Source organism: Pseudoalteromonas sp. SWYJZ19, from assembly GCF_015864375.1.
Classification (GTDB): domain Bacteria; phylum Pseudomonadota; class Gammaproteobacteria; order Enterobacterales; family Alteromonadaceae; genus Pseudoalteromonas; species Pseudoalteromonas arctica.
Genome location: NZ_JADYXI010000002.1, coordinates 125,890 through 140,010, shown reverse-complemented (window position 1 = coordinate 140,010; position 14,121 = coordinate 125,890). Strand labels below are relative to the sequence as shown.

Annotated in this window: 14 protein-coding genes; 10 read left to right on the top strand and 4 right to left on the bottom strand. The window is 39.7% G+C overall.

The window, feature by feature from the left end; genetic code table 11:
• Positions 1-79: 79 nt before the first annotated feature.
• From I6F45_RS02475 to I6F45_RS02450, 6 genes are read left to right on the top strand one after another with little or no spacing between them, the layout of a single operon-like run.
• Positions 80-853 (top strand): DUF3450 family protein, encoded by a 774-nt coding sequence (locus tag I6F45_RS02475; RefSeq protein ID WP_197159581.1) that lies wholly within the window; start codon positions 80-82, stop codon positions 851-853.
• Entirely contained in the window at positions 853-2,178 is a 1,326-nt protein-coding gene (locus tag I6F45_RS02470; RefSeq protein WP_197159580.1) for a MotA/TolQ/ExbB proton channel family protein, read from the top strand. Before I6F45_RS02475 ends, I6F45_RS02470 begins: the two co-directional genes overlap by 1 nt.
• A complete protein-coding gene (locus I6F45_RS02465; protein ID WP_002960812.1) occupies positions 2,171-2,551 on the top strand; it encodes a MotA/TolQ/ExbB proton channel family protein in 381 nt (126 codons plus the stop codon). The genes I6F45_RS02470 and I6F45_RS02465 overlap by 8 nt, the downstream gene beginning before the upstream one ends.
• A 4-nt stretch (positions 2,552-2,555) precedes the next feature.
• Positions 2,556-2,960: an ExbD/TolR family protein gene (locus tag I6F45_RS02460; RefSeq protein WP_165729239.1), complete on the top strand. Its 405-nt coding sequence runs from the start codon at positions 2,556-2,558 to the stop codon at positions 2,958-2,960.
• A gap of 1 nt (position 2,961) precedes the next feature.
• Positions 2,962-3,618 (top strand): energy transducer TonB, encoded by a 657-nt coding sequence (locus I6F45_RS02455; protein WP_010555258.1) that lies wholly within the window; start codon positions 2,962-2,964, stop codon positions 3,616-3,618.
• 19 nt (positions 3,619-3,637) lie between these two features.
• Positions 3,638-5,059, top strand: coding sequence for a tetratricopeptide repeat protein (locus tag I6F45_RS02450; protein ID WP_197159579.1), 1,422 nt, complete (start codon positions 3,638-3,640; stop codon positions 5,057-5,059).
• Positions 5,060-5,526: 467 nt separating this feature from the next.
• Here the strand turns inward: I6F45_RS02450 and zapE are convergent, their stop codons facing one another.
• Positions 5,527-6,636, bottom strand: coding sequence for a cell division protein ZapE (gene zapE, locus I6F45_RS02445; RefSeq protein ID WP_197159578.1), 1,110 nt, complete (start codon positions 6,634-6,636; stop codon positions 5,527-5,529).
• Positions 6,637-6,695: 59 nt separating this feature from the next.
• On the opposite strand from zapE, the gene rsuA reads away from it, so the two are divergent.
• The 3 genes from rsuA (at position 6,696) to I6F45_RS02430 (ending at position 9,211) form a co-directional block, all read left to right on the top strand.
• Positions 6,696-7,394 carry a 16S rRNA pseudouridine(516) synthase RsuA gene (gene rsuA, locus I6F45_RS02440; RefSeq protein ID WP_197159577.1) on the top strand — a complete coding sequence of 233 codons (699 nt, stop codon included), beginning with the start codon at positions 6,696-6,698 and terminating at the stop codon, positions 7,392-7,394.
• Between the two features lie 120 nt (positions 7,395-7,514).
• Positions 7,515-8,168, top strand: coding sequence for a bifunctional tRNA pseudouridine(32) synthase/23S rRNA pseudouridine(746) synthase RluA (gene rluA / locus I6F45_RS02435; RefSeq protein ID WP_024589793.1), 654 nt, complete (start codon positions 7,515-7,517; stop codon positions 8,166-8,168).
• Between the two features lie 92 nt (positions 8,169-8,260).
• Positions 8,261-9,211 (top strand): DUF3530 family protein, encoded by a 951-nt coding sequence (locus tag I6F45_RS02430; RefSeq protein WP_197159576.1) that lies wholly within the window; start codon positions 8,261-8,263, stop codon positions 9,209-9,211.
• Here I6F45_RS02430 and djlA read toward each other — a convergent pair.
• From djlA to I6F45_RS02415, 3 genes are read right to left on the bottom strand one after another with little or no spacing between them, the layout of a single operon-like run.
• Positions 9,194-10,060: a co-chaperone DjlA gene (gene djlA / locus I6F45_RS02425; protein ID WP_007585079.1), complete on the bottom strand. Its 867-nt coding sequence runs from the start codon at positions 10,058-10,060 to the stop codon at positions 9,194-9,196. The genes I6F45_RS02430 and djlA overlap by 18 nt on opposite strands.
• Before the next feature lie 31 nt (positions 10,061-10,091).
• Positions 10,092-10,748, bottom strand: coding sequence for an N-acetylmuramate alpha-1-phosphate uridylyltransferase MurU (gene murU / locus I6F45_RS02420; protein WP_197120186.1), 657 nt, complete (start codon positions 10,746-10,748; stop codon positions 10,092-10,094).
• Positions 10,745-11,746: an aminoglycoside phosphotransferase family protein gene (locus tag I6F45_RS02415; protein WP_197120187.1), complete on the bottom strand. Its 1,002-nt coding sequence runs from the start codon at positions 11,744-11,746 to the stop codon at positions 10,745-10,747. The genes murU and I6F45_RS02415 overlap by 4 nt, the downstream gene beginning before the upstream one ends.
• 111 nt (positions 11,747-11,857) lie before the next feature.
• Here I6F45_RS02415 and lptD point away from each other — a divergent pair, with 111 nt between their 5' ends.
• Positions 11,858-14,110 (top strand): LPS assembly protein LptD, encoded by a 2,253-nt coding sequence (lptD, locus tag I6F45_RS02410; RefSeq protein WP_197120188.1) that lies wholly within the window; start codon positions 11,858-11,860, stop codon positions 14,108-14,110.
• The last annotated feature ends 11 nt before the right edge of the window (positions 14,111-14,121 follow it).

The window sequence follows — 14,121 nt, the reverse complement described above, 5'->3', positions numbered from 1 at the left end:
ATTGTATACACACTCAAAAATTAACAGTAATTACGTCCTTGTAATTGCTTGTAGTAACTTTCAGGATTGTTGTTAAGTAATGCGAAGCTTAATTAAACCAATTAGCGTAGTTATCGCGCTTTGTAGCACCATGGCAGTAAAAGCCGACACTGTTAGTGAGCTAGAACAACTCGTTAATAAATGGCTACAAATAGAAAATCAAAACACAGAATTAAATACTCATTGGCTTGAACAAAAAAGCAGCATGGAGCAAACCTTAACACTTCTAAATGCTGAGCAGCAGCAACTTAGCGAGCTTAATCAGCGTAGAAAAAAAAGCACCAGTGAGCTTGCCCAAAAACGCGAACAACTTGTTACTAAGCAATCAGAGCTTGAAAATGATCAACAGCAATTAAATGATCAACTAGCACGTATTTCTCAGCAATTACTTTCATTACAAGTGCAACTCCCCCCGCCACTTTTAAGTAGTTGGAAAAACACTGGTGATTTAAGCGACTCACAGCTCAGTACAACTGACAAATTACAAACAGCGCTAAAAATGCTGGTGTTACTTAATGATTTTCAACAACGTATTTCTATTCACGAAATGGCTATTAAGCATCCTGATGGGCAAGAAGTGTGGGTAAAGCAGCTTTATTTAGGTGCAGCACAAGCATGGTTTGTAAGCGAAGATTTAAGTTACGTAGGTATTGGTTTTCCAAGTGACTTAGGTTGGCAGTGGGAATTTGACCCAAGCATTAATGCTGAGCAAGTTGCACTGGGTATTGCTGTACAGCAAAAAAAGCGCGCTGCTGATTGGGTAACACTCCCAATATTAAGTTATGTAAATAAAAACCAGCAAGGGGCTAAATAATGGCTACTAACAGCATAATTGCAGTATTTAGCGCCACGGTTTTACTTTTTAGCGCAAACATTTCTTTTGCAGCCAGCAGTGATGATGCCAAGCAAAGTATTTTAAGTGATATTAAAACAGCGCAACGCACTCTAAATAAAACTCAAAATAGTATTTCAAAAGAGCAAGCTACCCTTGCAAAGCAAATTTTTACCAAGCAGCAATCGCTCAGTAAATTGCGCGAACAAGCAGCCGTTAATCGCCGCCTAGCTGACGAAAACACATTAAGCCTTGATCAGTTACAAACCCGATTAGATACTTGGCAACAGCAGCAGCAATATCAATTAAACTTACTTAGCCGTTTTGTACGCCAAAATACCAGCAATAGTGCTAGCAGTAACGAGTCGGCTAATAGCCAAAACGAGTTATTAAGCCATGTTGTATCGCTAATTAATAATCAAGAGCAGGCACTTTATCCACAGTTTAAAAAACAATCGGTTGTGCTAAGTAATGGCGAATTAAGCCAAGCTAATACCCTACAAGTAGGGCCTGTTGCATGGTTTAGTACGCAAACACCTAAACTTATGGGGTTATTAAATTTAGATGATGAATCTAATGCATTAAAAGTAGCGTTAGTACAATCAACGAGTAACGATAACCCACTTGATAATACTTTAAAGCAAAACGGTGTAGGCTCAACATTACTTACTTTCGATCCGAGCTTAACACACTTAGTAACTAGCCAAGCCCAACAAGAAAGCCCGCTCGAACACTTAGAAAAAGGCGGCTTGTGGGCTATCCCTATTATTTTATTTGCCTGCTTTGCACTAACCATTGCGCTATTAAAAGCCGCGCAACTACTGCGTTTAAGTAAAATTAAAATGCACTCTCAAATGCAATTACAGCAATTTTTTACAGCTGAAAATAGCAGTGAATTTGCAGGCATGCAGCAGCAGTTATTTAAATTAACGCTGCAAAGCGAAAAAGGCCAAATACGAGACGATCAATTATTTAATCAGTTAATTCACGATAAGCATAAACTCGATAACTTTATTGGCGCTATTGCCGTTACAGCTGCAGTAGCTCCACTACTTGGCTTGTTAGGTACTGTTAGCGGCATGATCGAAACATTTAAAATGATGACTTTATTTGGCTCAGGTGACCCAGAAGTTGTATCGGGCGGTATTGCACAAGCACTTATAACAACTGAATTAGGTTTAGTCGTTGCCATACCAGCTCTGGTATTAAATGCACTGTTATCGCGTAAAGCAAAAGCGTATTACAGCCAACTAGAAGGCTTTGCATTACAGCTAAGCCAACTAGAAAAAGGAGAAACCAATGTTTGAAAAAATCGTTAGTAACCCTATTTGCTGGTGTATTCTTTTACTCGCTTTATTTGTATACCAACTGATTTTTCATGACTTACTGCACCTTAAACAATACCAAGCGCAGCGCAAAGGCTACTGGCAAGAGGTTAGCTCTATTTTAACGGCTGCTCTTCCGCTACTTGGTTTATTAGGTACCATTGTTGGTTTGCTTGATACATTTAAAGTAATGGCGCTGGGCCATAACGAGTTAATGAGTGACGCCATTGGTGATGCATTACTAACAACTCAATTGGGCCTTGTGTGCGCTATTCCTGCATGGTTAATGCAAGCTTACTTAGCGTATTCGCAGCGTAACCCTAAATTACATACGTTAAGTAAACAGTTAGGGTAACACTATGCAATCACGATTAAAGCACAAACTAGATCAAGAAGCGGGGCAACATATCGATATGTCGCCACTACTTGATGTGGTATTTATATTGCTAATATTTTTTATTGTTACAACCGTATTTGTACGCGAAAGCGGCGTTGAAGTTGATAAACCACAAGCCGTATCGGCCAGTCGCCTTGAGCAGCAAGTTATATTTTTAGCAATAACCGACTCTCAACAAGTATTTTTTGATGGTAGCCAAATTGGTGTTGCTGGCGTGCGTAGTAGTGTCGAGCAAATGCTCAAACAGCAACAACGCCCTGTGGTTATTCAAGCTGATAAAACAGTACCTACAGAGTTACTTGTTCAAGTAATTGACGAAGCAAAGCTGGCAGGCGCGGCGCAAGTTAACTTAGCTACGAAGCAATAATATGCACACGATTGACTCGCCTCAAAAAACGAAAAACAATCGCCATCCACTTTTTGCATTTGGCCTTAGCCTCATTGTACTTAGTGCTGCATTACTACTTTTATGGCTTGGACAACTTGCCGAACACCATATACAAGACAAAGTGGTTGTACGTGAGATTGCCATGGTGGCACTGCCACCTCCTCCTCCGCCATCAATATCGCAACAGCAAACAAGTGAGCCAATGCAAAGCTTAGCGGTAGAAGGTGCAGGCGCGTCTATTCAAGCCGTAAAAATTAAGATCAACAGCAATTTAAGTATTGTAAAACCCGATACACCTAGCGTAAAAGTAAGCGCGCCACAATGGCAATCAATGAGTGTAAATTGGGATGCATTTAGCTTAAATCAACTCGATGGTCTCCCCACTTTGCTTACTCCCGTCAAGGCCGTTTTACCAAAAAGCTTAACCCGCCGAGGTGTTGATGTATTTACTGTAAAACTCGATGTATTTATTGATGAAAGTGGCAAGGTAAGTTTAATTGAGGTAGTGCAAAATCCATATCCTGAACTTAAACCAGCTATCGACAAAATTATTAAACAAAGCCGCTTTAGTGCACCTAAAAAAGAAGGTGAAACCGTACGCGCTCGCTTTATTTGGCCAATCGAATTTAAACCTTAAGCCTATTAAAATGAAAAATATGAATATATTTAAAACGCTAAAACCATTAACTTCCGCACTGTTTACGACTGTAATGTGCTCATTACCTTTATTAAGTTCAAGTAACGTACATGCAAGCGCTGCTAATGATGCTAATGCGCCACTAAAAGTAACGTTATCGCCTAGCGATCCAACATGGCAGTTGGCTATAAATAATAAATTATTAGGCCCTACAGAGGTTCTTATTGAGCCGACCGAGCGCGGTTTTGCTCGCCAAGTGCAACCACTATTACAAGCCGGTAATTACAGTGAAGTTGCTGCGCTATTTAAAGGCCGTGATATAAGCCAAGACAGCACTGCTTTAAACTTATTACGTGCACAAGTACTGCTTTCAACAAAAGACTTTAATAACGCTGAACTAGCTTACTTGGCGTGTTTAAAAGCTTCACCTGATTTAGTAAAAGCACACCAAGGTTTGAGCCTTTTATACATGCAACAAGCAAAGTATGACAAAGCACAAACACACTTAGTACGCACTATTGAACTTGGTCAGGCTGATGCACAAAGTTATGCGCAACTTGCTTATATACACGTGCAGCACAGCCAACCTTGGAGCGCAGTAGCGGCCTACCGCCAAGCGCTGATGCTAGCGCCAGAAACAAGCCAATATCAACAAGGGCTATTGTTTGCGTTAATTGAATCGGGTGATTTAAGCCAGGCAAATGCATTATTAAAAGAATTACTCAATAAAATCCCGGATAAAGCTGAACTTTGGTTGCAACGTGCACAAATAGCATTACAACTTGATCAAAAAAAGCAAGCGCTTGCTGCTATTGAAGTGGCCTTAAAACTCAACCCTAAAGATACCAGTAACCAGCTTTTAGCAGCCCAGCTACACTTAAGTGAAGGCAGCACTGAACGCGCTGTTAGTTTATTGAAGCAAGGTTTAAAACACGCCACTAAAAAACAGCAAGTTGAGGTTATTAATACCACGATGCAAACTTTAGGCTGGCTTGTATCTCAACAAAAATGGGATTTAGCTAAAGATCTAATAGGCAGCGCAAAAAGATTAACTAAGCAACTACCCCGTGATGAACAGGCCCAGTTTTCTGTATACAGCGCACAAATTGCTATGCAACAAGGTAATACTAAACGTGCTCTTAAAAGCTTAAATAACGCACTTAAAATAAACCCGAATTTAGGTGATGCCCTACTTAGTTTAGCGAGTATTTATCGCAGTAAAAGCCAACTTACCCAAGCTAAACTTATGTATGTTCGTGCACAAGCCCTACCTGATTACCAACTATCGGCGTGGCTTGGATTATCGCAAATAGCGATTGATTCTAAAGACTATTCTGAAGCGTTAAAACATCTTAGAAAAGCGTTGCAAGCAAACCCACAACGCCAAGACTTAATTACTAATATTCGCGCCCTTGAGAATATAGTGCGCCAAGAGGGGTAAGTTTAACACCGTGGTTAAACTTTCTTGTAGACACAGCTTGCTGGCGTGATGGGCAAAGCTCGTAATTTCTATGCTTTAATGTTTTCTCATTTACTCCTCTTTGTGCAATAAGATCTTAAGTGATTTATTCACAAAGAGGTTTAGAGGGCGCTTCGCTTTAGAAAAGTAAAAATACATAATTACTATTGTTTTAATGTCTTCTCATTTACTCCTCTTTTGCTTCTCTTTGTGCAATAAGATTTTAAGTGATTTATTCACAAAGAGGCTAAGAGGGCGCTTCGCTTTAGAGAAGTAAAAATACATAATTACTGTTGTTTTAATGTCTTCTCATTTACTTCTCTTTGTGCGATAAGGTTTTAAGTGATTTATTCGCAAGGATTTTAAGAGGCATTGCATTTTAATAAGGCAATGAATAGCTATCAGCGCTTCTCACTTGAGCAAGCTCGTTTACAATATATATTAAAGCGTTACCAATTTTGCATTTCGACTATGCGTGATTGTGTGCGTGCATATTCAAAGCTCAACTTTTTACCTTTATATAAATGTTCAATGTCGGTTTGCGCATTTATTACCAGCAATTTATGGCAATCGTAAAACTCATCTACTAAGGCAATAAAGCGCCGTGCTTCGTCGTCAAAAGTATGCTCATCAAGCGTTTGTTTTTCGCGTTGGTAACTATCTTCTATACCATGAACAATAACTTTACCCGTTGCTTTAACACCCATTTGCGGCACGTTCGATACATATAACACATCAAATTGCGTTGCTAAAAACATATAGTCGTTAGCACTACGTGGGCCTGAACATAGCGCCATAAAATCAATCATCAAGGCATTATCGGCTCTTAATAAATAAGGTAAATCGCGGCCATGCACACTAACTGTATTGCTGCATGTTACAGCCGGATATGAAGCTAAAAACTCATTTTTAAAATCGTGATTTGATAAATTAATAAAATAGTGACGACTGTTTTTACCATATCTAAAGCGGTGATCGTCCTCCCCCGCCACGTTAATTATATGGCAATGACTATTAATTAAATCGATAGTAGGTAAAAATCGCGCCCGTTGCAGGCCGTTGTAATAAAGCTGCTCTGGCTTTGCGTTTGATGTGGCCACCAGCACAACACCTTGTTCAAACAAGGCATTAAATAATCTCGCCATAATCATGGCATCGCCAATGTCGCTCACAAAAAACTCGTCAAAACACAGTACGCGTATGTTTTTAGCCCACTGTTTTGCAATCAAAATCAATGGATTTTTTTGACCTTGTAGCTGCGAAAGTTGGGCATGCACCTGCGCTATAAAATGATGAAAATGCAGCCGCTGCTTTTGCTCAGTAGGTAGGTTTTTATAAAATAAATCCATCAACATGGATTTACCACGCCCTACTGGTCCATATAAATATACACCTTTTATTAAAGGCGCTTTTTGCCACCATGGTGTGTGAGCTTGAAGTTGCTCGCTTAGCGTATTTAAAGCCTCCACTGCATTTTGCTGTGCAGCATCAAAACACAGTTCACCTGTGTCTATTTTTGCTTGGTAAAGGCTTAAAATTTGTGTGCTGTGCACTGTCATGGTATTTCACTATCGGCTATAATCGCGCCCATTGTAGCCGACTAAAAATGTGAACCAAAATGAAATTCCCTTGCCGCTTAGATAAATTTATTAGCCACTTAGCTGAAATACCGCGCACGCAAGCTCGCGCGAGTATTAAGCGAAAAGAAGTAAGCGTTAATGGCGAAATAATTACCTCACATAATTTTCAGCTAGCCGAGCAAGATGAAGTACTACACCAAGGTACACCTTTGGTATTTTTAGGTAAGCGCTATTACATGCTAAATAAACCTGTTAGCTATGTATGTGCTAACAGTGACGAGCTACATAAAACTGTTTTTGACTTACTTGATGAGCCAAATATGAGTGACTTTCATGTAGCAGGTCGTCTTGATATAGATACCACAGGGTTAGTTATTATTACTAATGATGGCGATTGGTCACATAAAATTACGTCACCTAAAAGCAATAAATTTAAAACCTACCTCGTCGAAACCCAAGAGCCGATTACCGATGAAGCCCTTGAGCAATTACGAACAGGTGTCATGCTGCATAACGAAAAAGATTTAACCCGCCCAGCTATAGCAGAGAGACTTGCTAATTACGGCCTGCGTTTATCAATAAGTGAAGGTAAGTATCATCAAGTTAAGCGTATGCTTTACGCGGTAGATAACAAAGTAGTTGAGCTGCATCGCGAGCAGATTGCGGGAATTACCCTAGATGAAAACTTGGCCAGTGGTGAATATCGACTATTAACAGCGCAAGAAATTAAGTTATAAAAGTGCTTTAAAGGAGCTAAGGCTTGGATTATTAGTTAAAACAATATAGCCAAACTTTTACTTGAGCCTGTTGGCCTGCTCTACTAAAATAGCGACCTTCAAAATTTACTAAGGTCGGCCGTGTTAGTTAATTACAATCCCCCTATGAGTCCGTATTTAACGATACTTTTTCAGGATGACGACTTACTGATAGTTAATAAACCAAGTGAGTTATTAACTGTCCCAGGTAAAGATCCTAAACATGCCGACAGCTTAATTAATCGTGTTAATCGTGTTTTTCCAACAGCAAGAATAGTGCACCGCTTAGATATGGCGACTTCTGGCATACTGTGCCTTGCCATGAATAAAGCAGCGCACAGACATTTAAGTATGCAGTTTCAAGAGCGCGAAACAGCTAAACGTTACATAGCACGTGTATACGGACAACTTGAAGCTGAAACAGGATCAGTAGATTTACCCCTTATTTGTGATTGGCCTAATCGCCCAAAACAAATGGTTGATCACGACAGAGGTAAACCTTCGCTTACGCATTTCAAAATACTTGAGCGTGAAGAAAATGCAACCCGTGTAGAGCTAACCCCAATCACTGGTCGCTCGCATCAACTACGTGTGCATATGTTAAGCCTTGGTCATCCTATTTTAGGTGATAGACTTTACGCCCACAAAGAGGCACTTGCTGCCGCTCCTCGCTTACAATTACATGCACAAATGCTGCAATTAAAGCACCCTGTAACTGAGCAAGTACTTACTTTTGAAGCCGAATTAGAGTTTTAGCAGGTTCAAATTTACTAGCTAATTCGCTCTATACATTAAACTTTTAGATAACCTTGCCGATACCTAACTAATTGTCATTAGTTAGGTGCGTTATGCTATTTCCACGGTTTTTAAAAGGGGCTTTTTATATACAGCTCAGCTGTGCCCTACTTTTAGCTAACCCCATCAGCGCAGCTGAACATATTGCTCCACCTAGCCTATCAAGTATTGAAAATAGCGATATTGAGCGACTACTTCCAAGCGATGAAATAAAGCCTATATTGGCGGGTGAAACAGAATTTTTAAGCCTTTACAGCGAGTATATGAGTAGTAATTTTAGAGGTATCGTAATACTTATACCCGACTGGCATTCTTCACCTACCAATAATTCAGGTATGAGCTACTTGCGCAAAGAGCTTAATAATTTAGGTTACAGCACCTACGCAATGACAGTACCCGACATTGACTGGCAAGCAAGTAAAATGGCCGAAGCAATGCCCAGCGAAGCCGAAGCTGCGCCTAGTAAAGCCGATGAACCTGCATCACCCGACACAGCAGCAAGCGCACAATCACAGCCTGCAAAAATAAAAGAAGAACCTCATTACGTTAATGCAATTGAAAAAGTAACTGATGACGTGCTCGATAACTACAAAATAAATCTCATTTCTCGTTTTAATGCGCTGTATCAAACTGCAATGGAAGACTCGAGTAATATAGTGGTTATTGCACAAGGTACGAGTGCGGGTGTGTTGTTGGAGTACTATGCAGATTTTCCGGACGAGAGAGTTGAGGCGTTTATAAGTTTAAGTAGTTACCTGCCTAACACAAAGCGTAACGAAAGCTTGAGCCAAACGGCTTCACTTGTTACACCTGCCTTGCTTGATATTTACTATGCAAATGACAGCACAGACATCTTAATGAGTCTTAAAAATCGTCAGCGCTGGGTTAACCGAAATGCAAAGTTTGATTACCGCCAACGCCAGTTGTTTGGCCTGCGCGATCAACCAGATCAACACGCACGCCTAACAAAAGAAATAGACGGTTTTTTACGCCGACTTTTTTAAATACTCATAAGCAGCTTGAATATCTTGGCTCTTTTTAACAGCCAGTTCCATCATGTGTTTTGGTAAACCTTGCGATACTAATTTATCTGGATGATGTTGCGACATAAGTTTACGGTACGCTACTTTTATATCACGCTGCGTTGCATCGCTACTTAAGCCTAATAACGCCAATGCTTGCGCACGGTTCATATTATTATTTGGCGGTACATGGTGGCCAGAACCTTCACGGTAACTACTACTTTGACCTTGGTTTTGTTGCTGCTGATTAAAGCGCTGTTGTTGCTTTCTAAAGTTAAACTCAGCTTGGTAACGTTTTAATACAAATGCAAAGTGTGTTTTAGAAATGCCTAGCTGTTTACTTACTTCTGCTAATAGTTGCTTTTCTTGCTCGGCTAGCACGCCATCAGAAAATGCCATCTGAATTTGTATTTCTAAAAATAACTGTATTAAATCGTTTCGTTTAGCAAAGCGTTCTTTAAAATCGTGTACTGTTTCTTTAAGTGAAAAGTCACTCTCTTTACCTGATTGAAATGCATGCTGTGCTTCACGGCGTTCTTCGCCTTTTAAGCCCATTTCATCCATAAACAAGTTAGCCGCTTTTATATGTACTTCGCTAACTCGACCATTCGATTTAGCAATGTGCCCCATGACAGCAAAGCAGCTTGAAAAGAATAAAGCTTGGCGCTCGTGAACATCGTCACCACTAAATAAGCTAGAAAAGCCGCCTGCTTTATCAAAGTTATTTTTTAAGCTTTTATCAAATAAATGACCTAGGTATAAACCTAAAATGGCACCAAATATTTTGCCAAACATAAAGCCAAAACAAAAACCGAGAATTTTTCCCCACATCTATAATACTGCCTTTTTAAAAATTGAGTTATTACGCCTCAAGGCGCGTGTTTAATTGGTTTAAACGCTCTGGTGTACCAATATCATCCCACTGCCCTATATAGAGCTCAGTAGAGACTAAATGTTTATTTAGCTTTTCACGTAAAATAGGCCCTAAAGGGCGAATACCTTGCGTTAATCCTTTAAAAAAATCAGCCTGATACCGGCCAATCCCTGAAAATGTATATTTTTGGCTCTCGGCCGATAAATGGCTCAATGCAAAGTCGCCATCTGGATTGTGTGGCGGGTTTTCTATCAGCACTATGTGCGCCTCACCGGGTTGTAAATGAAGTTGCATAAGCGCACTTACATCATAATCGGTGTATACATCACCATTTATAACAATGAACGAGTCGCCTAGCAGTGGTAACGCTTCAATTATACCACCGGCAGTTTCAAGGCCACCTTCTACTTCTTGGCTGTAAAGTATGTTTACGCCAAACTGACTGCCATCGTTAAAGTAGTCTTTTATTTTATCACCTTGCCACGCAAGGTTTATTACAATATCGGTAATTCCGGCAGCTTTGAGGTTATTTATATGGTGCTCAATAAGTGGTTTTTCTGCCACTTTTAACATTGGCTTTGGCATATTTTGCGTTAGCGGCATCATACGTTGTCCGCGCCCTGCAGCTAAAATCATCGCTTTCATGAGCGCTCCTTTGCTAACTTTTCAGTCACTTTTGGCACTATGGTATTTTTAGTCCACTCACTTAATGCTTTAAGCTCTGGATAGTTTGCCGCTACTTCAATAATATAATCAAGCGTCGGTAAAATATTGTCTAAATAACCTGTTTTATCATCACGTAAATATAATCGACAAAATATTCCTGCCGCTTTTAAATGGCGCTGTAAGCCTGTTAAATCAAACCAATATTTAAATTCATCAAATGAAGTGTTAACCATTAAGTTTTGAGCTGTAAATTCTTGATAAGCAAAATCAAGCAAGCTTGTTAACTCTTTTTGAGGCAGTTTAAAGTAGCAATCGCGTAGTAGCGATACTAAATCGTAGCAAAGCGGCCCGCGTACAGCATCTTGATAATCTATAATTGCCCACTGGCCGTTACTATTCATAATATTACGGCTATGGTAATCGCGATGAACGGTAACAGTGGGTTGCTCAAGCATGGCCTTTATTAATAGCGCTGAACTTGTTTGCCACATTACGTTTTGCTCTGCGCTGAGTGACTCATTAATAAAATCATTCACTAACCACTGGTTAAATATATCAAGTTCTAGCTTTATAAAGTCTTCGTTATACGCTTGCATAGCAAAAGCTGGCGGCGTTTTTGCCCACTGAGCACTTAAACTAATTAATGCTTGATAGTGCTCGGTGCGGTTTGCATCATCGAGCATGTCGGCTAGGTGTGTACAGCCTAAATCGCTGAGAATAAAAAACCCTTGTTTTTCATCACTTGCAATAATAGTAGGAAGTAAAAAACCTTGTTCAGTAAATACCTTATTTAGCGAAATATAAGGGTCGTTATTCACTTTTTTTGGATCAGAATCCATCACTATTAAATGCTTATTATCGTGATTTAAACGGTAATAACGGCGAAAACTCGCATCACCCGTGATCGCGTTTAAAGTATGCGACTTAGCATTAAGGTGTGAGTTTATAAATTGTTGTAAATTCTCAAAGCGTGTCATTTTATAAGATATCTATTTTTCACTAAGTTAATTAGGTCAATTACTGTAATTGCCATTATTTTCCTTTATTATGTGTATATTATATTAAACACACAGTATTAAGGTCAATAAATGAGCAAAACCTGGGGCATATTGATGCTAAGCGTAGTTAGCGCACCATCGCTTGCCGAAACTGAACTGGCACACAACCTTTGTGGCATTTCAATGCAAACCAGAGCTTGGCAACCACTTGAAGGCCTTAACCTTGGTGAAGTTGATATTCAAGCTGATGATGTTGAGCTGCTTGGCACTCAAAGCGCTGAATTTACCGGCAATGTTGATATTAACACCCTTAAGATGAGTTTGTCCGCACAAACTGCGTTGATAGACAAACAGCGTGGTTTATTAAATGCAACGGGGCCAATTACTTATCAAGATTACGTGAGTAAAGTAAACAGCACCGGATTAAATGCCGATTTAAATAATTCAGAAGTCAGTTTATTAGGCGCCGACTACAGCCTAACCGAACAACAAGGTAAAGGCGGCGCTGAAAAGCTCACTGTTAATCAGTCTGGCCTATTACTCATGAATGCAAGCTTTACTACTTGCCCAAGTGACACCCCAGTATGGGAAATTGAGGCTGACGAAATAAACCTTTCACGCGAAGAAGGCTGGGGCGAAACATATAACGCCGTATTACGCATTCTCGATACACCGGTTTTATACCTACCTTATTTTACATTCCCACTGGATGAGCGCCGTAAATCAGGTTTACTTACCCCGACTATTTCAAGCTCTGACAAATACGGTCTTGAAACAATTACGCCGTATTATTTAAATATTGCACCTAATTTTGATGCCACTATTACGCCTCGTTATATGTCTAACAAAGGGCTGCAATTACAAACCGAATTTAGATACTTAACAGAGCAACATGAAGGCTTAGTAGGAATTGAATATTTAGATAGTGATGATTCTGAGCCAGACTTAAATGAACGCTATATGTTTCATTGGCAACAGCAAAGTTATCTGGGTGAAAACTGGCGCGCAAACGTTGATGTAACCAATGTAAGCGATGATAACTACATCACCGATTTAAGCTCAAATTACGCAAGTAAAACCGATACACAGCTGTATCGTACTGGCTCACTTACTCATTTGGGTGATACATGGCGCACCGATATTAAAGTACAAAACTTTGAAGTATTGGGCGATCACTTAGAGTCATATACTGCAATACCACAAGTTAATTTTACGCAAACTGCGCCTTGGCGTTTTGATAATTTTGATTTTAGTGTGTCGGGCGAGATTAGCCATTTTACTAATGATTCATCAGAAGTGGCCATAGACAGCGCAACTCGTGTACACGTAGAGCCAAAAGCCCGCTACAACTACGCAACGCATGCGTGGTCATTTTTATCTGAAGTGAGCTTATTGCAAACTAATTATAAGCAAAACGGAAACTTAACAGGCACGCAATACAGCGATACTGTATCGCGTACTATTCCTAAAGTACGTTTGTATTCTCAGCTTAATTTTGAGCGTGACGCATCTTACTTTTTTGAAGATGCTATACAAACGCTAGAGCCGCAAATTCAATATTTATATACACCTAATAAAGACCAGTCAGACATTGGCTTGTTTGATACAACCAAGCTACAAGACGATTATTATGGTTTATTTAGAGACGTGCGCTTTTCAGGTGTTGACCGCATAGCAGCAGCGAATCAGTTTACTTTAGGTGCTACAACGCGCCTATTTGATAAAAAACAAGAAGAAGTATTTAATTTTAGTGCCGGCCAAATATTTTATTTAAGTGATGACGCCAAGCCAACAGAGCAAGGATTGAACTCAGACACTAATTATAATGCACTATTTGCAGCTCAAACCATGTTACATTGGCACCGCCGTTGGTACCTCGCTGGAGGTATTCAATACGATACAGATGGCAAGCAAATGGTACAGTCAAATGTAACACTTGATTATAAAGGTGATAATAATCAGCTAGTACAATTGAACCATCGCTATGCAAATGATGTCTCAGGAAATACAATCGAGCAAGCAGGTGTATTTACAAGTATTCCTATTAGCGACGAATGGCAATTTATTGCAAGCTATCATCGAGATCTTGAAAACAACAGAAGTATCGAAGTATTGAGCGGATTACAGTATGAATCATGCTGTTGGGCTATCCAAATTACTGGGCACCGCCAAATTGAAACAGATTTAAATCAATCAATAGGCCAAGAACAAGCAACTTTTGATTCAGGTATTAGTTTGAATTTTGTATTAAAAGGACTTGGCAGTAAAAGCCGTTATGATGCACAAAAATTATTACAACAAGGTATTTTTGGCTATCGTAGACCGTATTTTCTTAGTAACTAGTATCACAACAG